The 23,318-nt window shown below is 58.3% G+C and carries 24 protein-coding genes and 2 tRNA genes; 10 read left to right on the plus strand and 16 right to left on the minus strand.

Annotated features, from left to right (window positions below; genetic code table 11):
- Window positions 1-80: 80 nt before the first annotated feature.
- From proB to rplU, 4 genes are all read right to left on the minus strand, one after another.
- Window positions 81-1,223, minus strand: a complete 1,143-nt coding sequence (proB, locus tag KI609_RS18330; RefSeq protein WP_226444983.1) for a glutamate 5-kinase — start codon at window positions 1,221-1,223, stop codon at window positions 81-83.
- 105 nt (window positions 1,224-1,328) lie between these two features.
- Complete coding sequence (gene cgtA / locus KI609_RS18335; protein WP_226444984.1) at window positions 1,329-2,399, minus strand: Obg family GTPase CgtA; 1,071 nt, start codon at window positions 2,397-2,399, stop codon at window positions 1,329-1,331.
- Window positions 2,400-2,576: 177 nt separating this feature from the next.
- Complete coding sequence (rpmA, locus tag KI609_RS18340) at window positions 2,577-2,834, minus strand: 50S ribosomal protein L27 (protein ID WP_226444985.1); 258 nt, start codon at window positions 2,832-2,834, stop codon at window positions 2,577-2,579.
- A 16-nt stretch (window positions 2,835-2,850) separates the two neighbouring features.
- Window positions 2,851-3,162, minus strand: coding sequence for a 50S ribosomal protein L21 (gene rplU / locus KI609_RS18345; protein ID WP_116003038.1), 312 nt, complete (start codon window positions 3,160-3,162; stop codon window positions 2,851-2,853).
- Window positions 3,163-3,387: 225 nt separating this feature from the next.
- Between rplU and KI609_RS18350 the strand changes: the two genes are divergently transcribed.
- The 8 genes from KI609_RS18350 (at window position 3,388) to KI609_RS18385 (ending at window position 10,185) form a co-directional block, all read left to right on the plus strand.
- The gene (locus KI609_RS18350; RefSeq protein ID WP_226450526.1) at window positions 3,388-4,317 is read left to right on the plus strand and encodes a polyprenyl synthetase family protein; all 930 of its coding nucleotides are present in this window, start codon (window positions 3,388-3,390) and stop codon (window positions 4,315-4,317) included.
- A 39-nt stretch (window positions 4,318-4,356) separates the two neighbouring features.
- Window positions 4,357-4,433, plus strand: a tRNA-Pro gene (locus KI609_RS18355).
- A 132-nt stretch (window positions 4,434-4,565) separates the two neighbouring features.
- Window positions 4,566-6,305, plus strand: coding sequence for a type IV-A pilus assembly ATPase PilB (gene pilB / locus KI609_RS18360; protein WP_226444986.1), 1,740 nt, complete (start codon window positions 4,566-4,568; stop codon window positions 6,303-6,305).
- Between the two features lie 20 nt (window positions 6,306-6,325).
- Complete coding sequence (locus KI609_RS18365; RefSeq protein ID WP_226444987.1) at window positions 6,326-7,546, plus strand: type II secretion system F family protein; 1,221 nt, start codon at window positions 6,326-6,328, stop codon at window positions 7,544-7,546.
- A complete protein-coding gene (locus KI609_RS18370; RefSeq protein WP_226444988.1) occupies window positions 7,546-8,418 on the plus strand; it encodes a prepilin peptidase in 873 nt (290 codons plus the stop codon). Before KI609_RS18365 ends, KI609_RS18370 begins: the two co-directional genes overlap by 1 nt.
- Before the next feature lie 7 nt (window positions 8,419-8,425).
- Window positions 8,426-9,049 carry a dephospho-CoA kinase gene (gene coaE, locus KI609_RS18375; RefSeq protein WP_226444989.1) on the plus strand — a complete coding sequence of 208 codons (624 nt, stop codon included), beginning with the start codon at window positions 8,426-8,428 and terminating at the stop codon, window positions 9,047-9,049.
- Between the two features lie 87 nt (window positions 9,050-9,136).
- Complete coding sequence (zapD, locus tag KI609_RS18380; RefSeq protein ID WP_226444990.1) at window positions 9,137-9,892, plus strand: cell division protein ZapD; 756 nt, start codon at window positions 9,137-9,139, stop codon at window positions 9,890-9,892.
- A 62-nt stretch (window positions 9,893-9,954) separates the two neighbouring features.
- Window positions 9,955-10,185, plus strand: a complete 231-nt coding sequence (locus KI609_RS18385; protein ID WP_226444991.1) for a DNA gyrase inhibitor YacG — start codon at window positions 9,955-9,957, stop codon at window positions 10,183-10,185.
- Between the two features lie 70 nt (window positions 10,186-10,255).
- Here the strand turns inward: KI609_RS18385 and KI609_RS18390 are convergent, their stop codons facing one another.
- From KI609_RS18390 to KI609_RS18410, 5 genes are all read right to left on the minus strand, one after another.
- On the minus strand, window positions 10,256-10,729 hold the full coding sequence (locus KI609_RS18390; protein WP_226444992.1) for an NUDIX domain-containing protein: 474 nt from the start codon (window positions 10,727-10,729) through the stop codon (window positions 10,256-10,258).
- On the minus strand, window positions 10,707-11,579 hold the full coding sequence (locus KI609_RS18395) for an ATP-binding protein (RefSeq protein ID WP_226444993.1): 873 nt from the start codon (window positions 11,577-11,579) through the stop codon (window positions 10,707-10,709). The genes KI609_RS18390 and KI609_RS18395 overlap by 23 nt, the downstream gene beginning before the upstream one ends.
- Before the next feature lie 44 nt (window positions 11,580-11,623).
- Window positions 11,624-12,853 (minus strand): bifunctional glutamate N-acetyltransferase/amino-acid acetyltransferase ArgJ, encoded by a 1,230-nt coding sequence (argJ, locus tag KI609_RS18400; RefSeq protein ID WP_226444994.1) that lies wholly within the window; start codon window positions 12,851-12,853, stop codon window positions 11,624-11,626.
- A 186-nt stretch (window positions 12,854-13,039) separates the two neighbouring features.
- The gene (gene secA, locus KI609_RS18405; protein ID WP_226444995.1) at window positions 13,040-15,796 is read right to left on the minus strand and encodes a preprotein translocase subunit SecA; all 2,757 of its coding nucleotides are present in this window, start codon (window positions 15,794-15,796) and stop codon (window positions 13,040-13,042) included.
- A gap of 136 nt (window positions 15,797-15,932) precedes the next feature.
- Window positions 15,933-16,916 carry a M23 family metallopeptidase gene (locus tag KI609_RS18410; protein ID WP_226444996.1) on the minus strand — a complete coding sequence of 328 codons (984 nt, stop codon included), beginning with the start codon at window positions 16,914-16,916 and terminating at the stop codon, window positions 15,933-15,935.
- A gap of 39 nt (window positions 16,917-16,955) precedes the next feature.
- Between KI609_RS18410 and KI609_RS18415 the strand changes: the two genes are divergently transcribed.
- Window positions 16,956-17,255: a hypothetical protein gene (locus tag KI609_RS18415; RefSeq protein WP_226444997.1), complete on the plus strand. Its 300-nt coding sequence runs from the start codon at window positions 16,956-16,958 to the stop codon at window positions 17,253-17,255.
- 43 nt (window positions 17,256-17,298) lie between these two features.
- Here the strand turns inward: KI609_RS18415 and KI609_RS18420 are convergent.
- The 6 genes from KI609_RS18420 to petA form a co-directional block, all read right to left on the minus strand.
- Window positions 17,299-17,374: transfer RNA gene (locus KI609_RS18420), tRNA-Thr, on the minus strand.
- Between the two features lie 49 nt (window positions 17,375-17,423).
- On the minus strand, window positions 17,424-17,951 hold the full coding sequence (locus tag KI609_RS18425) for a ClpXP protease specificity-enhancing factor (protein ID WP_226444998.1): 528 nt from the start codon (window positions 17,949-17,951) through the stop codon (window positions 17,424-17,426).
- A gap of 49 nt (window positions 17,952-18,000) precedes the next feature.
- On the minus strand, window positions 18,001-18,612 hold the full coding sequence (locus tag KI609_RS18430) for a glutathione S-transferase N-terminal domain-containing protein (protein WP_226444999.1): 612 nt from the start codon (window positions 18,610-18,612) through the stop codon (window positions 18,001-18,003).
- A 101-nt stretch (window positions 18,613-18,713) separates the two neighbouring features.
- Window positions 18,714-19,472, minus strand: coding sequence for a cytochrome c1 (locus KI609_RS18435; protein WP_226445000.1), 759 nt, complete (start codon window positions 19,470-19,472; stop codon window positions 18,714-18,716).
- A 17-nt stretch (window positions 19,473-19,489) separates the two neighbouring features.
- Complete coding sequence (locus KI609_RS18440) at window positions 19,490-20,905, minus strand: cytochrome b (RefSeq protein ID WP_226445001.1); 1,416 nt, start codon at window positions 20,903-20,905, stop codon at window positions 19,490-19,492.
- Between the two features lie 11 nt (window positions 20,906-20,916).
- Window positions 20,917-21,516 carry a ubiquinol-cytochrome c reductase iron-sulfur subunit gene (petA, locus tag KI609_RS18445; protein WP_226445002.1) on the minus strand — a complete coding sequence of 200 codons (600 nt, stop codon included), beginning with the start codon at window positions 21,514-21,516 and terminating at the stop codon, window positions 20,917-20,919.
- A 144-nt stretch (window positions 21,517-21,660) separates the two neighbouring features.
- On the opposite strand from petA, the gene mscL reads away from it, so the two are divergent.
- On the plus strand, window positions 21,661-22,095 hold the full coding sequence (mscL, locus tag KI609_RS18450; RefSeq protein ID WP_226445003.1) for a large conductance mechanosensitive channel protein MscL: 435 nt from the start codon (window positions 21,661-21,663) through the stop codon (window positions 22,093-22,095).
- Between the two features lie 93 nt (window positions 22,096-22,188).
- On the opposite strand, the gene pdxA is transcribed toward mscL, so the two are convergent.
- Window positions 22,189-23,217, minus strand: a complete 1,029-nt coding sequence (pdxA, locus tag KI609_RS18455; RefSeq protein ID WP_226445004.1) for a 4-hydroxythreonine-4-phosphate dehydrogenase PdxA — start codon at window positions 23,215-23,217, stop codon at window positions 22,189-22,191.
- Window positions 23,218-23,318 lie beyond the last annotated feature (101 nt).

Raw genomic sequence — 23,318 nt, forward strand, 5'->3', positions numbered from 1 at the left:
TCAAAACTGCGAATCTCTGCAGCAGCGTTGCATACGCAGCGGGGCAAAACCCGGCCCCGCCAGCAAGATCGACCCCGGGCTCAAGACACCTGCGCGAGCACCAGGTTGTCTCGATGCACCATCTCGGACTCTGCCACGTAGCCAAGAAGCTTTTCAAATTCGGCAGAGGGCTTGCGGCAGAGTAGCCGGGCTTCTGCTGCTGCATAGTTGGCCAGGCCCCGGGCAATCTCTGTGCCCGACGGGTCACGCACAGCGATCACGTCGCCGCGCGAAAAATCGCCCTCAACAGCCGTCATGCCGATGGGCAACAAGCTTTTACCCTCATCACGCACCTTGGCGGCCGCCCCGGCATCCACCACCACCGCACCGCGCAGTTGCAGATGGTCAGCCATCCATTGTTTTCGGGCCTGCTTTTTCTGTGTTTGTGCGACGAGCAAGGTACCAAGCGCCTCCCCGCCCACCAGACGTACCAGTACATCCGGCTCGCGCCCCCAGGCAATGACGGTGGAAGCCCCCGACCCTGCGGCTCGTTTGGCAGCAAGTATCTTGGTGATCATCCCCCCTTTGCCAATGCTGGAGCCAGCTCCGCCCGCCATCGCTTCCAGCGTCGGATCACCTGCCTTGGCCTCGTGCACAAACTGCGCAGAGGGGTCACGGCGTGGGTCAGCGGTGTACAGCCCTTTTTGATCCGTGAGGATAATCAAGGCATCGGCTTCGACCAGGTTGGCCACCAGCGCACCCAAAGTGTCGTTGTCACCAAACTTGATTTCGTCGTTGACAACCGTGTCATTTTCGTTAATCACCGGTACCACGCCCAAACGCAGTAGCGTGAGCAACGTCGACCGCGCGTTCAGATAGCGCTCACGGTCTGCCAAGTCTGCATGGGTGAGCAAAACCTGGGCACTGCCCATGCCCTGCTCTCGCAATTTGGTCTCATACATCTGCGCCAGACCCATTTGCCCGACAGCAGCAGCCGCTTGCAGCTCGTGAATTTCTTGTGGTCGCGTTGTCCAGCCCAGGCGTTTCATGCCTTCGGCAATTGCGCCGCTGGAGACCATGACCACCTCGCGCCGTGTGCCACCGTCACCACGCACCAACGCCGCCAGCTGACGGCTCCATTCGCCAATGGCGGACTCATCCAGACCACGGCCTTCATCGGTAACAAGACTGGAGCCCACCTTGACCACAATGCGGCGTGCATCTCGCAATACGCTGGAAACCATTTTTTGATTCTTTTTGGCCTCTAGCGCTTATAAATAAAGCGCCAGCAGCTATTAAAAATATAGCTATCAATCGACAACATCGACGAGCCCACTGGCGCTATCGTGTCACGCTGCCGTGTCGCCCGCAAAGCGAGGGTCCACTTCCACCGGCTCGTTTTCGATACGTTGCTCGGACTGCACATGCCGGAAGATCGCATGGATCAACGGCTCGCATCCCTCGCGGGTGAGCGCAGAAATCTGGAACACCGGCCCCTTCCATTTGAAGCGCTTCACAAAATCCTTGACGCGTGCTTCACGCTCTTCAGTGGGCACCATGTCCAGCTTGTTCAGCACCAGCCAGCGGGGCTTGTTGTACAGCTTTTCGTCGTACTTTTTGAGTTCATTCACGATCGCCTTGGCCTGCACGACTGGATCCACGGCATCGTCAAAGGGCGCCAGATCCACTATGTGCAGCAGCAGTCGCGTGCGCTGAAGATGGCGCAAGAACTGGTGTCCCAACCCTGCACCTTCGGAGGCCCCTTCGATCAAACCAGGGATATCTGCCACCACAAAACTTTGCTCGGGTGCGACGCGCACCACACCCAGATTGGGGTGCAGCGTGGTGAATGGGTAATCGGCAATTTTGGGGCGCGCGTTGGAAACCGCCGTGATGAAGGTGGATTTCCCCGCATTGGGCATGCCCAACAACCCCACATCGGCCAGAACCTTCAGCTCGAGCTTCAGGTTCTTCTTTTCACCGGGCCAGCCAGGCGTCTTCTGGCGAGGCGCACGGTTGATGGCGCTCTTGAAGCGCATATTGCCAAACCCGCCATCTCCGCCCTTGGCGATGGTGATGACTTCGCCTGGATTGAGCAGTTCATACAGAACCTCACCGGTTTCCGCGTCGGTGATGATGGTGCCCACAGGCATCTTGAGCGTGATATCGGAGCCAGCGGCGCCAAACATGTCCGAGCCCATGCCGTGCTCGCCGCGCTTGGCTTCGTGCCGACGCGAATAGCGAAAATCCACCAACGTGTTCAGGTTGGGATCGGCCACCGCAAACACATGGCCACCGCGCCCGCCGTCACCACCATTGGGCCCGCCGAACTCCTTGTATTTTTCGTGCCGGAACGACACACAGCCATTGCCACCATCACCGGCGGCAATGTCAATAAAGGCTTCATCGACGAACTTCATGGGATATCCAGTTTACAAAAGGGCGCTGTACCACATCGCAAATGAGCAATTTTGGCGAAACAGCGACGCCGGAGCGCCTTTCCGGCAGCGCAGATGTCTGGTGCGGTACACATCGTACCGACCAAACAACAAAGCCCCGGCAAAGCGGGGCTTCGATGAGTGCGAGAGGAAAAAACCTCAGGCAGGAGTCACATTGACCGTGGACTTGGACAATGCACCCTTGACGCCAAACGACACGTGGCCGTCCACCAGGGCAAACAACGTGTGGTCCTTGCCCACGCCAACATTGTTGCCGGGATGGAAACGTGTGCCGCGTTGACGCACGATGATCGAGCCAGCGCTGATCAGTTCACCACCGAACGCTTTGACACCCAGCATCTTTGGCTTGGAGTCGCGCCCATTTCGCGTAGAGCCGCCGCCTTTTTTCTGTGCCATGACTTAAGCTCCTTCTTTAACCAGCGATGTCGCCGATTTGCAGTTCGGTGAACTGCTGACGGTGACCTTGGCGTTTTTGATAGTGCTTGCGACGGCGCATCTTGAAGATGTGCACTTTGTCGTGCTTGCCGTGAGCCACAACGGTGGCTTTCACGGTTGCGCCGGACACCAGGGGCGTACCGACCTTCAGTTCAGCGCCGTTTCCGACAGCCAGAACCTGGTCGATCACAATTTCCTGGCCTACGTCCGCAGCAATCTGTTCTACTTTAATTTTTTCGCCGGAAGCAACGCGATACTGCTTGCCGCCGGTTTTTATGACCGCGTACATGTTGACCTCTTGATATGAGTTCTGCAGACGAATTTCTGCAGAGCCCAAGAATATAGCACAGCACGGTCTGCTCGGCTAGTCCAGCGGTCTTCTGACACAAAAGCCACGGCCTCCTTGCCGTGCAAGCGGCCCCGGCTTTCTATAATCTCGTCACTTTCTGTGACCATCATCTTGACTGACCATACCGCCCCCGCAGCATCCCCCCTCACGCTCGTTGCCAACGATATGCGCGAGGTTGACAAGGTAATCGGTGAGCGCCTGACATCCAGTGTCCCGCTGGTTGCCCAGATATCGCAATACATCATTGCTGCCGGCGGCAAGCGCCTGCGCCCCGCACTGTTGCTGATGGTCTGCGGGGCTCTGGGCTACGAAGGCGCACACCGATTCAGCCTTGCAGCGGTGGTGGAGCTTATTCATACCGCCACCTTGCTGCACGACGACGTGGTAGATGCATCTACGCTGCGACGCGGACGCGCCACCGCCAACGAGACATTTGGCAATCCGGCAAGCGTGCTGGTGGGCGATTTTTTGCATTCCCGATCCTTTCAGATGATGGTGGATACGGGAAGCATGCGGATCATGGAGATCCTCTCGCAGGCCACCAACGTCATCGCCGAAGGCGAAGTGCTCCAGTTGATGAACATGCACGATGCATCACTGGACGAAGCAGGCTATTTGCGCGTGATCCGGTCCAAAACCGCCAAGCTGTTTGAGGCAAGCGCACGGATCGGTGCGGTACTGGCCCAAAGCAGCCCCGCCATTGAAGAAGCCTGCGCCACCTACGGGCAGGCGCTGGGGACGGCATTTCAGATCATCGACGATGTCCTGGACTATGACGGCGACGCCGCGGAGATGGGAAAGAACCTGGGCGATGACCTGCGGGAAGGCAAGTCCACGTTGCCACTGATCGCAGCCATGCAGCGGGGCACCCCTGAGCAGGCACAAACTGTTCGCCACGCCATCGAGCAGGGCTCCACGGAGCAACTGGCAGAGATCGTTGGAATCGTGCGCGCCACGGGAGCGCTCGAAGTGACACGCGCAGCCGCCTTCTCCGAGGCTCGCAGAGCCATGTCTGCCGCAGAGCAATTGCCCACCAATGCATACTCTGCGAGCTTGCTAGAATTGGCAGCACAGCTGCTTGAGCGCCGCAACTGAAACGCCGATTTTGGCGACCATGCGCGCTATCGCAGTCGGCGGGGTGTAGCTTAGCCTGGTAGAGCGCTACGTTCGGGACGTAGAGGCCGGAGGTTCGAATCCTCTCACCCCGACCATAAATCACTCGCAATTACCAGAACAGCGTTGCTTCTGTGGCGCAGTTACCAATAGCCTGCGCGGCGCACCCTGTGGTGCAGTCGGTGATGATAGGATGGTTTCTTTTCCACACCTAACTCATTACCGGTTACATGGCCGCTGTTGATACCGCCCCCAAAGAAGCCTCTGCAGTCGCCCTTCCAGGCCTGGGGCGGGCTTTGATGTCTGCTGGCAAGTTGACCCAAAAGTCAGCCGAAGACATTTACAAAAAATCACAAATTAGTCGCAGCAGCTTTATTGCTGAATTAACAGGTTCGGGAGCAGTATCGGCCGCCGATTTAGCCCATACTGTTTCCGCAGTCTTTGGCGCACCACTTCTCGACCTGGATGCGATTGACCCCCTGCGGTTACCCAAAGAACTGCTGGATAACAAGATATGCCAGGCCTATCGTGTTGTTGTCCTGAGCAAGCGCAATAACCGCCTTATCGTCGCAACGGCTGATCCGACGGACCAGGAGGCGGCTGAAAAAATCAAATTCACGACCCAAATGGGTGTGGACTGGATTATTGCCGAGTATGACAAGCTGAGTCGGCTGGTGGATGCAACGACAAAATCCACCAGTGAATCCATGGATACGCTGATCAGCGGTGGAGGCGACTTCGAGTTTGACGACGTATCGATAGAAGATGCGCCCGAAGAATCAGACACAGGCGTCACTGAAGTCGAAGATGCGCCTATCGTCAAGTTTCTGCACAAGATGCTGCTGGATGCTTTCAACATGCGCGCATCCGATTTGCATTTCGAGCCTTACGAACATCAATATCGCGTTCGCTTCCGGATTGACGGCGAATTGAGAGAGATTGCATCCCCTCCCATCGCCATTAAAGACAAACTCGCCTCGCGCATCAAGGTGATTTCGCGGCTGGATATTTCAGAAAAACGCGTTCCACAGGATGGACGCATGAAATTAAAAGTCGGCCCGGATCGGGTGATTGATTTCCGAGTCAGCACTTTGCCCACCTTGTTTGGCGAAAAAATTGTTATTCGTATCCTGGACCCCAGCAGCGCAAAGCTGGGTATTGATGCGCTGGGTTACGAACCCGTAGAAAAAGAACGCCTGCTGCAGGCCATTGGACGCCCCTACGGAATGATTCTGGTCACAGGACCTACCGGCTCGGGAAAAACCGTGTCCCTGTACACCTGCTTGAATCTTCTGAATAAGCCTGGCGTCAATATTGCCACCGCAGAAGATCCGTCTGAAATCAACTTGCCTGGCGTTAATCAGGTGAACGTCAATGAAAAGGCGGGACTCACATTTGCGGTGGCTTTGAAATCCTTTCTACGCCAGGATCCCGACATCATCATGGTGGGTGAAATTCGGGATCTTGAAACGGCCGATATTTCGATCAAGGCAGCGCAGACAGGGCACTTGGTACTTTCGACCCTACACACCAACGATGCTCCGACCACGTTGACGCGCATGCGCAATATGGGCATTGCCCCTTTCAATATTGCATCGAGCGTCATATTGATCACAGCCCAGAGACTGGCACGAAGGCTATGCCCCAATTGCAAAGTACCCGCAGATATTCCTCATGAAGCCTTGGTGGATGCGGGCTATAAAGAAGAAGAAATCGATGGTTCGTGGGTAACATATCGGCCCGTTGGTTGCAGCGCTTGCAACAATGGGTACAAAGGTCGACTGGGTATTTACCAGGTCATGCCGATTACCGAAGAAATCCAACGCATCATTCTGAAGGATGGAAGTGCGCTGGAAATTGCCGAACAGGCACGTGCAGAAGGCGTGCGCTCCTTGCGCACATCGGGACTTCAAAAAGCCAAACTGGGGCTCACTTCTCTTGAAGAAGTTCTGGCCGTCACCAATGAATAGCATCCACTGACGAGGGCAGCATGGCTACCACAACAAAAAAAAATGATATCAAGGACTTTGTCTTCGAGTGGGAAGGCAAAGACAGGAACGGAAAAATTGTCCGGGGTGAGGTACGGGCATCGGGTGAAAACCAGGTCCAGGCGACATTGCGCCGACAAGGTGTTTTTCCCACCAAAATCAAGAAGCGCCGCATGCGCTCCGGCAAAAAGATCAAGCCGAAAGATATTGCCCTCTTCACACGCCAGCTTGCAACCATGATGAAAGCTGGCGTTCCATTGCTCCAGTCGTTCGACATCGTCGGCAGAGGAAACACCAATGCCAGTGTCACCAAGCTGCTGAACGATATCCGAGGAGATATCGAAACTGGGACCTCGTTGAACGGCGCCTTTAGAAAATATCCCATGTATTTCGACAGCCTCTACTGCAATCTGGTAGAAGCCGGCGAGGCTGCGGGTATCTTGGAGGCCTTGCTGGACCGGCTCGCCACCTATATGGAAAAAACCGAAGCGATCAAGTCGAAGATCAAATCGGCATTGATGTATCCCATCTCCGTGGTCATTGTGGCGTTCGTTGTGGTAACGGTGATCATGATTTTCGTGATTCCTGCGTTCAAGGAAGTATTCACCTCCTTTGGAGCCGATCTCCCCGCGCCCACATTGTTCGTGATGGCCATCAGCGAATTCTTTGTCAAATGGTGGTGGCTGATTTTTGGCGTCATCGGTGGCGGTTTTTATTTCTTCATGCAGGCATGGCGTCGCAACGAAAAAATGCAGATGTTCATGGATCGATTGCTGCTGAAAATCCCTGTTTTCGGTGCACTGATCAATAAATCGTGCATTGCGCGCTGGACCAGGACACTGTCCACCATGTTTGCCGCTGGCGTGCCTTTGGTAGAAGCGCTCGATTCGGTCGGAGGGGCAGCAGGTAATTCGGTATACGCTATGGCGACCGACAAAATTCAGCAGGAAGTTTCCACGGGCACCAGCCTTACAGCGGCCATGGGTAACGCAAACGTTTTTCCGTCCATGGTGCTCCAGATGTGTGCCATCGGTGAGGAGTCTGGCTCCATCGACCACATGCTTGGGAAAGCCGCAGATTTTTATGAGGCCGAAGTGGACGATATGGTGGCCGGTTTATCGAGTCTGATGGAGCCCATCATCATCGTGTTTCTGGGAACACTGATCGGCGGCATTGTGGTGTCCATGTATCTGCCCATCTTCAAGCTCGGGCAGGTTGTGTAATGTTTCTGGACGTTTGGTGGGATGCCGCTTTCGGCGGCGTGATCGGGTTGCTGTTGGGCAGTTTTTTGAATGTGGTCATTTACCGCCTTCCAAAAATGATGGAGCGTCAATGGGCCACTGAGCTCGCGCAAATGAACGCTGCTGATCAAGGGCAAGACGTGACGGAACCCGCCCACGAAACCTTCAATCTGATGACACCGCGATCACGTTGCCCCTCCTGCGGGCACTTGGTTCAGTGGTATGAGAACGTCCCCGTTGTGAGTTATCTCTTTTTGCGGGGTCGTTGCTCGGCGTGCAAAACACGCATCAGTGTTCGCTACCCATTGGTCGAAATCGCGACCGGCGCACTGTTTTTCTTTTGCATCTATCGATGGGGTGTAAGCCCTGCAGGGGTGGCCTGGTGCGCTTTTTCTGCGGCGCTGGTGGCGTTGGCCTTCATCGACTGGGACACCACGCTGCTCCCCGATGACATCACGCTGCCCTTGTTGTGGGCTGGGTTGTTGGCAGCCGCCATGCAATGGATCGATGTGCCACTCTACGCATCCGTGATGGGGGCAGTCGCGGGTTATTTGTCGCTTTGGCTGGTGTATTGGGGCTTCAAGCTCGCCACTGGCAAAGAGGGCATGGGGTACGGAGACTTCAAACTGTTCGCAGCCCTCGGCGCCTGGTTCGGCTGGCAAGCATTGGCGCCCATCATCCTGATGTCTTCAGTCATTGGCGCCATCATTGGCATCGCCATGAAGATCTTCAACAGTCTGCGAGAAGGTGGCTATATTCCGTTCGGCCCATTCCTTGTGGGAGCGGGTTTCACGGCGATGGTTTTTGGTCCCCAGGCCATTCTTGGCACCGTGCTGAAGCTTTTTGGGTTGTAAGCCTTCGATGGCGGCCGCTCACACGCACCCGGTGCGCATTGGATTGACTGGCGGGATCGGCAGTGGAAAAAGCACCGTCGGCAATATGCTGGCCACGCTGGGTGCCGTGTTGATCGATGCCGACCAGATTTCCCGAGAGGCGACGGGCCCCCACGGCGCAGCGATGGGAGCCATACGCGCCACGTTTGGCGACGAGTATGTTGATGCATCGGGGGCACTAGACCGGCCAAGAATGCGCGAATTGGTATTCAGGCAGCCAAATGCCCGCGCACAACTGGAATCCATCATTCACCCCTTGGTCACGCAACAAAGCAGCCTCCATGCGCAGCAAGCCGTGGCGGCCGGTGCCCCGTTGATCGTGCATGACATCCCCCTGCTCGCAGAATCAGGGCGATGGGCACGTCAACTGGATGCGGTGCTGGTGGTGGACTGTTCTACCGACACCCAACTAGAGCGCGTCGTTCGCCGCAGCGATCTCGCCCTAGACGTTGTTCGCGGAATTATTGCGTCCCAGGCAAGCCGCCACACGCGTCGCGCCATTGCAGATGTTGTGATCACCAACGATGCCGATTGTTCTCTGGACGCTTTACAGGATCAAGTCGGACAGGCAGCGCGGCTGTTCGGGCTATGATGCGGGCGAAGTCGTTTGTGCTTTTGAGCCCTATGCCGCGTGCCAGCAGCATCCGAATACTCCCTGAGGCACCAGGAACCCGCCAGCGTGATCCTTTACGAATACCCCTTTAACGAGCGCCTCAGAACCTATCTGCGGCTTGAGCAATTGTTCCGCCGGTTGGGGGAGTTGATTCCACGTCCGCAAGCGCTCGATCATCATTTTGCTTTGGTCACGATCTTCGAGATCATGGACGTGGCGGCCCGGGCCGACCTTAAATCCGATGTTCTCAAAGACATCGAAAAGCACAAGCACCAGCTCGACAGTTACCGAGGCAACCCTTCCATCTCAGAAGCGGCACTGGATGCGGTGATCGCCCAGCTTGACCGCTGCTTTGTCGCGCTTAACACCCAGGCCGGCAAGTCGGGCCACGCGCTGACCGAGAACGACTGGCTCATGAGCATTCGCAGCCGCATCGGCATCCCAGGGGGCACCTGCGGGTTCGATCTGCCGGCCTACTATGCGTGGCAACACCACGCACCCGATGCGCGCCAGCATGCGCTGGAAGAGTGGGCGTCCACATTGGCTCCACTGGCGGAATCCATCTACGTGTTGCTCAAGCTCTTGCGTGATTCGGGGGTGCCCCAGAAGGTGGCTGCCGAGCGTGGTCAGTTTCAGCAGAACCTGCCACAAGGCCGCACGTTTCAGTTGCTGCGACTGCGCATCGACCCGGCGCTGAATCTGATCCCGGAAATCAGCGGTAACCGGTTGATCGTTTCCGTGAGGCTCATGCGCCAACTGGACGATGCACGCCTGCATGCCTGCCCGGAAGACGCGGCCTTTGAACTGACCCTCTGTGCCTGAGCATCCACCCCCACCCCAGCGTTGGCACGAGACAGTCAGGAATTTTGAGGACGAAAACCAGGATGGCCAACACCACGCCCCCGGAAAGCACGACTGCGCGTGCACGAATCGTTGCATGTCCCACCTGCGGTGGCGATAGCATCTACAGCCCCGCCAATGCCTTTCGCCCGTTCTGCAGCGAACGCTGCAAGCAGGTGGATCTTGGTGCCTGGGCCAGCGAAGACTTCCGCATGCCGACCGAGGCTCCCCCCATGGACGCGCCCTATGGAGATCCGCGCACCCAGTCGCATTGATCGGCTCGGTACACGTTGAATTTGTAGGCTAATTGGGCTGTGGCGCTTATTTGATAAGCGCCACCAGCTATTATTTTTGCAGTGATTGGGCCGACAACACGCCCCCACGCTCTTCGGCCAGCCACTGCAGGACGGGGTAGGCACCCGGTAACACGGGGGTCACCGTCAGCGGCAATTGTTGCCAAGCCATTTGCTGGCCTTCACGCATTTCAAACTCCCCGGTCCACGCCCATACCTTGCACCAATGCAGGCGCACCAAGGCATGTGGGTAGTCATGTTCCGTCACCTTCCAGACGCTGGCGGGGCCGATGGTGATGCCGAGTTCTTCCGTCAACTCGCGGCGCAGCGCCTGTTCGACCGTTTCACCGGCTTCAAGTTTGCCACCCGGAAACTCCCAGTAGCCTGCGTAGGGTTTGCCCGGCGGGCGGGTAGATAGCAGCATTTCGCCATCCCCCCGCAGCAAGACACCCACCGCCACTTCAGTGTGTTTTCGCGCCTCGGGCGCAGTCTGGTGCACGGAGTCAGCCACTGTGCCGCCCTGCATAATCGCGCGCAAACTGATAGGCCACACGGCCGCTGCGCGAGCCGCGTTCCAACGCCCAGACCAGCGCTTCGGGCCGCGCCAATTTGATCGAGGCCTCGGGCACACCCAAGGAGGACAACCATTGCGCGGCAATGGTCAGGTATTCCTCCTGACTGAACGGGTAAAAACTCACCCACAAACCAAACCGCTCGGACAGCGAAATCTTCTCTTCCACCACTTCGCCGGGATGCACCTCGCCGTCCTCCGTGTGAGTGTAGGTAAGGTTCTCGGTCATGTACTCGGGCAAAAGATGACGCCGGTTGCTGGTGGCGTAAATCAGCACATTGGGGGTGGATGCCGCCACCGAGCCGTCCAGAATCGACTTGAGCGCCTTGTAGCCCGGCTCGCCGTCTTCAAAGCTCAGGTCATCGCAAAAGATGATGAATTTCTCGTGCCGGTCAGAGACGACGTCCACGATGTCGGGCAAGTCGATCAGGTCTGCCTTGTCTACTTCAATCAAGCGCAGCCCGTTCGCGGCATACGCGTTCAGACAGGCCTTGATGAGCGAGGACTTGCCCGTCCCGCGCGCCCCGGTCAGCAACACGTTGTTGGCAGGTTTGCCTTGCACAAACTGCAGCGTGTTGCGCTCGATCTTGTCCTTTTGCCCGTCAATTTCCTTGAGATCGGTCAGCTGCATGGCCGCCACATGGCGTACAGGCTCCAGGGTGCCATGGCCGCTGCTGCGCTTGCGGTAGCGCCACGCAACGGCCGCGCTCCAGTCGGGAGCTCCCAGGGGCTGCGGCAAGATGGATTCGATGCGGCCGATGAGTTGTTCGGCGCGCGCGACGAGGTGTTCGAATTTTTCGTTCATTTTGGCCTCTAGCGCTTTATTGGAAAGCGCTACCAGCTATTAAATCAGGAGCGATAGTCGGCATTGATCGTCACATACTCGTGGCTGAAGTCGCACGTCCATACCGTGTCCACCGCGTCACCACGGCCGAGCACAACGCGCACGGTAATTTCGCTTTGCTTCATGACGCGCTGTCCGTCTTCCTCACGGTAGTCCGGGTTACGCCCCCCGCGCACGGCCACATGCACGTCGTCCAGATAAAGGTCGATGCCGGTTTGGTCGAGGTCATCAATGCCGGCATAACCCACGGCCGCCAAGATACGGCCTAGATTTGGGTCGCTGGCGTAAAAAGCGGTCTTGACCAGCGGCGAGTGGGCAATGGCATAGGCCACCTTGCGGCATTCGTCGCCGGTTTTACCGCCCTCTACCCGCACCGTGATGAACTTGGTAGCGCCCTCGCCATCACGCACGATGGCTTGTGCCAATTGCTGCGCCACAGCCAGCATCGCAGCCTTGAGGGACTGGCCTTCGGCGCTGCCCAACGACGTGATGGGCGCATGGCTGGCCTTGTTGGAGGCGATCACCACAAACGAATCGTTGGTGGAGGTATCGCCGTCGATAGTCACGCGGTTGAACGAGCCATCGGCCAACTCGCGGGCCAGCTGTTGCACCACCGCTGGCGCCACGCAGGCGTCGGTGGCCAGAAAACCCAGCATGGTGGCCATGTTGGGGCGAATCATGCCCGCGCCCTTGCTGATGCCCGTGATGGACACGGTGGCACCACCGATCTTCACCTGGGCCGAGCACGCCTTGGGCAAGGTGTCGGTGGTCATGATGCCCTCGGCAGCACGCGCCCAATGGTCGGGCTGCGCATCGGCAATGGCTGCGGGCAGGCCGGCCTCAATGCGATCAACCGGCAATGGCTCCATGATCACGCCCGTGGAAAACGGCAGCACCTGCTGCGGGTCCAGCTGCAACTGGCGCGCCAGTGCCGCACAGGTAGCACGCGCGCGTGCCAGACCGTCTGTGCCCGTGCCAGCGTTGGCGTTGCCGGTGTTAATGACCATGGCACGAATTGCCTGGCCGCCAGCGAGGTGCTCGCGGCTGATTTGCACCGGGGCGGCACAAAAGCGGTTCTGCGTGAACACGCCCGCGACGCTCGCCCCCTCATCGAGCAGGAACACCGTGAGGTCCTTGCGATGGGCTTTGCGGACACCGGCTTCGGCAACACCGATACGGATGCCCGCGATCGGATGAAGATCAGCGGCGACAGGGGCAACAAGATTGACTGGCATGGAGGCTGGCCTTTTCTAAAAAACTGCGGCCGATTATCCGGAAAACCGCGCCGCACAAATGACAACACGGGCCGCAGCCCGTGTTATGTGGTTCTTGTCAGAATCTCAACCCATTTTTAGCCCCGGCTTGACCGGCCCCGGACCAAAACCCCTGGGACGATGCCGCCCAGATCATTGGGCCCAAGCTCAGGCCAGCTTGCCGTGGCACTGCTTGTATTTTTTACCGCTGCCGCAAGGGCATGGGTCATTGCGGCCAACCCGCATGCCTTCCGGCAACGCTGCCTGCGTCGCCCCTTGCGTGTCTGCCGTGACCTCCACGCCACCCGTTTCGGTGGGCGCTGTATAGGTCACGTTGGCGATACTTTCGGCGCGGTTTTCCATGTCTTGCGCAGCCTGATCCAGCTGCGCAGGCGACTGGATCTGCACCGTCATGAGAACCTTGGTGACTTCGTTCTTGACCTGGTCGATGAGCTGGCGGAACAGCTCGAACGCTTCGCGCTTGTATTCCTGCTTGGGCTGCTTTTGGGCATAGCCGCGCAGGTGAATGCCCTGGCGCAAGTAGTCCAGCGCGCTCAGGTGATCGCGCCAGTTGGAGTCGAAATTCTGCAGCAGCACCATGCGCTCGAACTGCGTGAAGTTTTCGCGGCCAACCTGCTCGACCTTGGCGTCGAAAGACGCATGGGCTGCACGCACCACCTTCTCGAGAATCTCGTCATCGGTAATGACGTTGGCGCCTTGCACTTCCTGCTGCAGCGGGATCACCACGTGCCATTCATCGGCCAACACCCGTTCGAGGGTGGGCAAGTCCCACTGCTCTTCCACGGATTCGGCAGGTACATACTGGCGCACGAGATCGGTCATGCAATCCTCGCGCATGGCGAAGATCATCTCTGACAGGTCGATGGAGTCCAGGATGTCATTGCGCTGCTGATAGATCACCTTACGCTGGTCGTTGGCAACGTCGTCGTACTCCAGCAGCTGCTTGCGGATATCGAAGTTACGGGCTTCCACCTTGCGCTGGGCCGACTCGATGCTGCGGGTCACGATGCCGGCCTCGATGGCCTCACCATCGGGCATCTTCAGGCGGTCCATGATGGCCTTGACGCGGTCGCCAGCGAAGATACGCATCAGCGAGTCGTCCAGGCTCAGGTAGAAGCGCGAAGAGCCGGGGTCGCCCTGGCGGCCCGAGCGGCCACGCAGCTGGTTGTCAATGCGGCGCGACTCATGGCGCTCGGTGGCGATGATGCGCAGGCCACCCAGGGCCTTGACCTTCTCGTGGTCGATCTTCCACTGCTCGCGCAAGGCGCTGACCTTGGCGGCGCGGTCGGTTTCCGACAGGGTCTCATCGGCTTCGATCGCCGCCACATCCTTTTCGATGTTGCCGCCGAGCACGATGTCGGTACCACGGCCTGCCATGTTGGTGGCGATGGTGATCATGCCTTCGCGCCCGGCCTGGGCCACAATGTCTGCCTCGCGGGCGTGCTGCTTGGCATTGAGCACCTGGTGCGGCAGGCCTTCCTTGTTCAGCAACTGGTCGATGATTTCGGAATTCTCGATCGACGTGGTGCCCACCAGCACGGGTTGGCCGCGTTCATGACATTCGCGGATGTCCTTGATCGCTGCTTCGTATTTCTCGCGTGTGGTTTTGTACACGCGGTCCAGCTGGTCATCGCGCTTGCTCGGGCGATTGGGCGGAATGACGGTGGTTTCGAGGCCGTAGATTTCCTGAAACTCATAGGCCTCGGTGTCGGCCGTACCGGTCATGCCGGCGAGCTTGTTGTACAGGCGGAAATAGTTCTGGAACGTGATGGAAGCCAGCGTCTGGTTCTCGGCCTGGATGTTCACGCCTTCCTTGGCCTCCACCGCCTGGTGCAGGCCTTCGCTCCATCGGCGGCCAGACATCAGTCGACCCGTGAATTCGTCCACGATCACGATTTCGTCGTTTTGCACCACGTAGTGCTGGTCGCGGTGATACAGGTGATTGGCCCGCAGCGCCGCATACAGGTGGTGCATGAGCGTGATGTTGGCGGGGTCATAGACCGAGGCGCCTTCTGCGATCAAACCCTGGCTGGCCAAAATGCGCTCGGCGCTCTCGTGGCCCTGCTCAGTCAGGAATACCTGGTGGGTCTTTTCGTCGAGCGTGAAATCACCGGGTTTGGTGACACCCTCGCCCGTGCGAGGGTCTGCCTCGCCCTCTTGCCGCGTCAAGAGCGGCACCACCTTGTTCATGGCAACGTACATCGCGGTGTGGTCTTCAGCCTGGCCGCTGATGATCAACGGCGTGCGCGCCTCGTCAATCAGGATGGAGTCCACCTCATCCACGATCGCGAAGTTCAGGCCCTGCTGGACGCGATCGTTCGCTTCGTACACCATGTTGTCGCGCAGGTAGTCAAAACCATACTCGTTGTTGGTGCCATAGGTGATGTCCGCGCGATAGGCGGCCTGCTTTTCTTCGCGCGGCATGTTGGGCAGGTTGATACCTACCGTCAACCCCAGGAAGTTGTACAACCGCCCCATCCACTGCGCATCGCGATTGGCCAGGTAGTCGTTCACCGTCACGACATGCACGCCCTTGCCGGAAAGCGCATTGAGGTACACGGGCAGCGTAGCCGTTAGCGTCTTGCCCTCGCCAGTGCGCATTTCTGCAACCTTGCCAAAATGCAGCGCCATGCCGCCGAGCAATTGCACATCGAAATGCCGCATCTTCATGATGCGCTTGGAACCTTCGCGGACCACCGCAAAGGCCTCGGGAAGAATGTCGTCCAGCAACTCGCCCCGGGCAACGCGCTCCTTGAAATCCTGCGTTTTTGCGCGGAGCTGCTCATCCGACAGCTTTTCGTACTCGGGCTCCATCGCATTGATGCGGTCGACGGTCTTGCGGTACTGCTTGAGGAGCCGATCATTACGGCTGCCGAATATTTTGGTGAGAAAGTTGGTGGCCATGCGAGCAAGACCGCTTGGCCCGCTGCAATCAGCGCGTCAAGCGACCGAAGTCCCTAATATGAATTGAGTTCAGGTGGGTGCTTTGACCGCGATTGCAAGCACTGCAACACGTGGCCAAAACACCAGATCCGCGATTTTACCTGCCCGATGCAGGTGCCACCGTCGGAGCAGCCGACGGCCCGGGTTGCAGCGCCGCCACCTGGGCTTCAACGGCAGCCCCACCGGCACTCAGGAACTTCTGTGGATCCTGAAAAACGCCCTGCACCAGCACTTCAAAATGCAGATGCGGCCCGGTCGATCGCCCGGTGGTGCCCACCTCGGCAATCTTTTGCCCGCGGCGCACGATATCACCTTGCTTCACCAGCGTACGAGAGGCATGGGCGTATCGAGTGACCAGCTGGTTGCCATGATCGATTTCGATCATATTTCCGTAAGCGGGGTGAAACTCCTGCGTGACCACCACGCCACCCGCCGCAGCGAGAATATCCGTTCCTGTGCTGGCCTGAAAATCGAGACCCGTGTGGAGTGCCGATTGGCCCGTGATGGGGTCCACGCGCCATCCGAAACCGGAACCTGCGGTTCGCCCTGTCACCGGCGCACGCGTGGGTATCATCTTTTTGCGAATGTGCTGATCAAACAGGCGGGACTCCAGCACGGTCATTAAATCAACGCGCTGGTTGGTCAGTCGCTCCAACTCGTCCAAGGTGGACTGAAGCTCCTCCATCGACAGGCTATGCGCACTCACCAAAACGCCACCCCGTCCGTCGGCTTTCCGTGAATCCGTAGGGGCCATGCCCGCCAGGCCGAGGACGCGATCACCCAGCGATTCGAGTTGCGCCACGCGCGCCTGCATTTCCCCAACGCGGCGGGCCATGGCATCGAGGTTGGCACGCATGAAACGGTCACGCTCGGCGAATTCATCCTTGGCCACCAGCCCCATCAGCGAACCCGCGATCGGCCAGCCCTCCCGGGCGCCTTTGAGAAAGACCCAGTGGTACAGGGTTGCAGCCACCAGCATGAGGCACAGTGATATCGCCAAACCAGCCAGCAGCAGCCGCGTTCCTGACAGATGAATGGCTCGGCTGCGTGCCAGCCTCGCGTCCGTGATAATCAAATGCACTACGAGTTCTCCGCGTCCACAGACGCCACATCACACCCCATGAATCGCCGCCACCATGCCGTTACGCTACAGCAAGCCAGCGAGGAATCCCCCACGCTGGCCAGGCTCACAGCGCTGACACGTGACTCGAGTGATCGGCTTAAAGCCATTGAATTGCTGATCCCCGCCGCACTGCGCCCTGCCGTGCAGGCGGGCCCCATTGATGGAGACAACTGGTGCCTGCTCGTCAAAAGCAACGCAGCTGCAGCAAAAATACGCCAACTGCTACCTGCCTTGCAGGCCCATTTGCGCACTCGGGGGTGGGAGGTTAACGCGATTCGCCTGAAAGTTCAAACCTGACAGGTTGCTTCAGAGGCACTGAGTGCAGCGAATCAAAAAAAGATGGTGCCGGTTGTCGGAATCGAACTGACGACCTACCGCTTACAAGGCGGGTGCTCTACCAACTGAGCTAAACCGGCGAACGCAGGATTCTACCCTGCGATTTGAGCCCAAAATTCGAATGTGCTGCTATTTAACCCGCTTGAGAGAGGGTCTGGCACCACCCGATGTGGGAGGAGGACGCGGCGCATCGTCTCCCTTGTCTTTGTTCGCCTCATCGACCGCAACGAGTTGCACCACGCGATCGTCGGGCGTTGGCAGTGGGGTAATCGCGTCCGACGATGCCGACACATCCGCCAGGGCAGTCGCAATGTCCGCCGCGCCGGAAAGCACGTCGTTAGGGGGCGGAAATGCCATACCCTGCCCGTTTTCACGGGCGTAGATGGCAATGACACGCCCTATCGGAACCAATATCTCACGGGGTTTTCCGCCGAATCGCGCCTTGAATTCAATGAAATCATTGCCCAGTTGCAGCGCGCTTGTCGCGTCGAAACTGATGTTCAGCACAATTTCACCGTCCTTCACGAACTCCCTTGGCACCTGCACGGAATCGTCCACACGCACCGCAACATAGGGCGTTAACCCGTTGTCGGTGCACCACTCATACAGGGCGCGAATGAGATAGGGGCGCGTGGATGTCGATTCCTGTGCGGTCATGAAAGTGAAGTGATCTGCGTGAAATGAATAAAAGCTGGAGAACTGCAGGTTACTTGCGCATGACCTTTTCGGAAGGTGTCAGCGCTTCAATGTAGGCCGGACGCGAGAAGATACGTTCCGCGTATTTGAGCAGCGGAGCCGCGTTCTTGCTCAGGTCGATGCCATAGTAGTCAAGACGCCACAGCAGTGGCGCAATGGCCACGTCGAGCATCGAGAAATTGTCGCCGAGCATGTATTTGTTCTTCAAAAACACTGGCGCCAGTTGCGTGAGGCGGTCACGAATGTGCGCACGTGCCTTTTCCAGCGCCTTCTCGTTGCCCTTGGTGGCGCGTGATTCCAGAGAATTCACGTGCACAAACAGCTCTTTCTCGAAATTCAGCAGAAACAGGCGAACGCGGGCACGATCCACTGGGTCACCAGGCATGAGCTGCGGGTGCGGGAAACGTTCATCGATGTATTCATTGATGATGTTCGATTCATACAGAATCAGGTCCCGCTCTACCAGAATAGGCACCTGGCCATACGGGTTCATCACGCTGATGTCTTCGGGCTTGTTGTACAGGTCCACATCGCGAATTTCAAAGTCCATGCCCTTTTCAAACAGGACAAAACGGCAGCGGTGGGAGAAGGGACAGGTCGTACCCGAATAAAGCACCATCATGGTGGGAGACTCCTAAAAATCAAAAGAGTGGGACGCCAAAAGCGCCCACTCTGTAAAAAATCCAAGTGCACCCCGAAGGGTGCTTGTGATGGATCCAGCGTTTACTTGATGTCCTTCCAGAAGGCTGCATTCAACCTCCAGGCAATGACCGTGAAGACACCCAGGAATATCAACACCCAGACGCCGATTCTCCAGCGCGTATTCTGTGCAGGCTCCCCCATCCACTGCAGGTAATTCACCAGATCACCGATGTTCTGATCGAACTGCAGAGGCGTCATCGTGCCTGGCGTGATTTGCTCCCAACCCTTGAAAACCTCGGTGTTGTGGCCATGGCTCTCATGTGCTTCGAACACGGGGCGACGGTCCCCTTGAAGTTGCCACAGGACGTGGGGCATACCTACATTGGGGAATACAAGGTTGTTCCAGCCCGTGGCCTTGGTTTCGTCCCGGTAGAACGTGCGCAGGAAGGTGTACAGATAGTCAGCGCCCGTACCGCCATGGCCCGCACGCGAACGCGCGATCACGGTCAGATCGGGAGGATTCGCACCGAACCACTCCTTGGCTTGCTTCGGATCAATCGAGGCCTTCATGGTCTCGCCAACCTTGTCGGTCGTGAACAACAAGTTGTCCTTGATCTGCTGTTCGGTCAGCCCGATGTCGCGCAGACGGTTAAAGCGCATGTAGGCAGCCGAATGGCAGCTCAGGCAGTAGTTGACAAACACCTTGGCGCCGTTTTGCAGCGAAGCCAGGTCATTGGTCTTGTTGGGAGCTTTGTCCCAGGCGAGGGTGTCGCCAGCAGCATGGGCAGCGCCAGCGGCCAGGCCCACTGCGGCGATCAACGTGAGGATGATTTTCTTCATTGTTGCTATCTCCAGGCTCAGTGCGCCACAAAGTTCACGCGGTCGGGCACAGGCTTGGTTTCGCCGATACGGCTCCACCAAGGCATCAGCAGGAAGAAGCCGAAGTAGAACAAGGTCCCTGCCTGCGATACACGCTCGCCGATCGGCGATGGCGGCTGAACACCGAGGTAGCCCAGGATCACAAAGATGATCACAAAAACGCCGTACAGGTATTTGTGCCAGCTAGGACGATAACGAATCGATTTGACCGGGCTGTTGTCCAGCCAAGGCAGGAAAAACAGGATGACCACGGCGCCACCCATCACAACCACACCCCAGAACTTGGCGTCGATCGACAGCATCAGCACCACGACGACGGCAGCAGCACCAGCGATACCCACCTTGATGAAATTCGGGAGCTTTGCCTTGACCACACCAAAGCCAGCACCAAGCACCACGCAAGCCATCAGTGCGTACATCATTTCGCTGGTGATGGCACGCAGCATGGAGTAGTACGGCGTGAAGTACCACACCGGCGCAATATGTAAAGGCGTCTTGAGCGGATCAGCCGGGATGAAATTGTTGTACTCCAGGAAGTACCCGCCAAACTCCGGAGCGAAGAACACAACCGCCGTGAAGGCCATCAAGAAAATACTCAGGCCAAAGATGTCGTGAACCGTGTAATAGGGATGGAAAGGCACGCCATCGAGTGGCTTGCCATTGGCATCCTTGGGCGCGTTGGGGCCCTTGATTTCCACACCGTCAGGGTTGTTCGAGCCCACATCGTGCAGCGCCAGCAAGTGAGCAACCACCAGGCCCAGCAGCACCAGCGGCACTGCGATCACGTGGAAGCTGAAGAACCGGTTGAGTGTTGCGTCGCCCACCACATAGTCGCCACGGATCAAGAGCGCCAGATCAGGGCCGACGAACGGAATGGCAGCAAACAGGTTCACGATCACCTGGGCGCCCCAGTACGACATCTGGCCCCAAGGCAGCAGGTAGCCCATGAAGGCTTCAGCCATCAGGCACAGGAAGATGGCACAACCAAAAATCCAGACCAGTTCGCGCGGCTTGCGGTAGCTGCCGTAAATGAGCCCGCGGAACATGTGCAGGTACACCACGACGAAGAACGCAGAAGCACCTGTGGAATGCATGTAGCGAATCAGCCAGCCCCAGGGCACATCACGCATGATGTACTCCACGGAAGCGAACGCCAAGCTTGCGTCGGGCTTGTAGTGCATGACCAGGAAAATGCCGGTCACGATCTGGATGACCAGCACCACCAGTGCCAGCGAGCCAAAGATGTACCAGAAGTTGAAGTTCTTCGGAGCGTAGTACTCCGACATGTGCACCCTGTAGGCATCGAACGCCGTCGGGAACCGGTTCTCAAACCAGTTCGTGACCTTGGCGCCAGCCGAGGCGTTGGGAGAAATTTCTTTGAATTCGTGGGCCATGTGGTTCTCCGTCAAGCCTTCTTGTCTTCACCGATGATCAGGCGCGTATCGGACAGATACATGTGCGGAGGCACTTCAAGATTGTCAGGCGCGGGCTTGTTCTTGAAGACGCGGCCAGCCATGTCGAATGTGGAGCCATGGCAAGGGCACAAGAAGCCGCCCTTCCAGTCATCGGGCAGCGAGGGCTGCGCGCCGGGCTGGAACTTATCGGAGGGCGAACACCCCAAGTGCGAGCAAATGCCCACACCCACAAAAATCTCAGGCTTGATGGACCGAGCCTCGTTGCGCGCGTATTCAGGCGTCAGCTCGGAAGGCTTGCGCTCGGACTTCGGATCGGCCAATTGCCCATCCAGCGATGGCAAGAGGGCGAGTTGCTCGGGCGTGCGCTTGATGATCCAGACGGGCTTGCCGCGCCACTCCACGGTGAGCTTTTCCCCGGGCTTGAGCGCGGAAATATCCACCTCAACAGCTGCACCGGCGGCCTTCGCTCGCTCTGACGGCTGAAAAGTACTCACGAAAGGAACGGCGGTTGCCACGCCGCCCACCGCGCCAGCGCAGCCGGACGCTATCAGCCACGTCCGCTTGCTGGAGTCGATTGGAGTGTCACTCATGGGGGTCCTCGATTTACATCGCTATTAGGGTCAACCGCGAATTGTAGCGGAGTGAAAATGGGTATTTCCATGTGCTTACTGCCTTGACAGGTCATTGCGCTGAGCAATACTCAGCCCTCACCATTCAATATAAGGAGTAACAACATGGGAATGATGCAAGAGTTCAGAGAGTTCGCCGTCAAAGGCAACGTGATAGACCTTGCAGTGGGCGTCATCATTGGCGGAGCCTTCGGAAAGATCGTCGATTCGATCGTCTCCGACCTCATCATGCCAGTCGTCGGCCTGGTGTTTGGCAAGCTTGATTTTTCCAATCTTTTTGTGGTGCTGGGGCCGGTGCCTGCGGGCACCTCCATGACGCTGGATGCCCTCAAGAAAGCCGCAGTGCCTGTTTTTGCCTATGGCAACTTCCTGACCGTGGCCGTCAATTTCATCATCCTGGCGTTCATCATTTTCATGATGATCAAACAGGTGAACCGCCTCAAACGCCAAGCGCCGGCACCGGCCGCTGCCGCCCCCGCCGCACCGCCCGAAGACATCGTGCTGCTGCGCGAAATTCGCGACAGCCTCAACAAACGCTAATCGCTGTTTTCATCCCGCTCCAGCGTTACCCGCTGCACTTCTGGTGCATGCGGGTTTTTTATTTTTTGCTGCGCCAGATCAAACGCACCGTTGTCACGACGCCAATTTGCGGGCCATGCGCACCGCCTCAACCAGGCTGGAGGCATCCGCCACGCCCTGGCCCGCAATGTCAAATGCCGTGCCATGGTCGGGGCTGGTGCGCACCAACGGCAGGCCCAGCGTCACGTTGACGCCTTTGTCCACGCCGAGGTATTTCACCGGAATCAGGCCCTGGTCGTGGTACATCGCGACGACCACATCAAACTCCCCTTCGCGCAGCGGCGTACTGCGAGCCCGCATGAACACCGTGTCGGGTGCAAACGGGCCACGAGCATCGAGGCCCAATGCCTGCGCCGCAGCAATGGCAGGCGCGATGATTTCGATCTCTTCGCGGCCAAAAAGCCCGCCCTCGCCCGCATGGGGGTTCAGCCCTGCGACCGCCATGCGCGGTGCACGCCCCAGGCTGCGTGACAGGGCCGCATGGGTGATCTGCAGCGTCCGCAACACGTTGTCGTGGGTGACGGCCGCGATGGCGTCGCGCAGCGACACATGAATGCTGACCAGCACGGTGCGCAACTCGTCGTTCGCCAACATCATGCGCACCGGCATATCGGCCAGCGCCACGCCCTGGTGCGCGGCGGCTTCCGCCTGCAGCAGCTCGGTATGACCCGGAAACAGCACCCCTGCCGCTGCCAGCGCTTCTTTGTGCAACGGGGCTGTGACCAGCGCAGCCACCTCACCGCGCAATGCCGCGCGTGTGGCCCAAAGCACGCTGTCGGCTGCCGCACGCCCCGCAGCGGCACTGATCTGGCCCCAGGGCGGCGGGCCGCTGATGGCCGGCACCTGCAGCACCGGCACGCAGCGGGGGGGCACGTCCAAAGCGTCGGCCGCTTCGGTGATGCGAGCCACCGGCACCATGGGCACACCCGGGCGCACGATGACCTGCGCCGCGCGCCGCAAGGTGGCCACGTCACCCACCACAAAACAATGGCGCAATTCATCGGGAGCGTCGCGGAATGCCTTGGCCACGATCTCGGGCCCGATGCCTGAAGGGTCCCCCTGGGTGATGGCAATGGTGTGCATGGTTTTTATCAGTTTATTAATGAAATTGGCCTGAAGCGATTTACCCATAAGCGCTAACAGCTATCAATAGATGAGCATTCAGATCTGCACCATGCACAGGC

Source organism: Acidovorax radicis, from assembly GCF_020510705.1.
GTDB classification, from domain to species: Bacteria; Pseudomonadota; Gammaproteobacteria; order Burkholderiales; family Burkholderiaceae_C; genus Acidovorax; species Acidovorax radicis_A.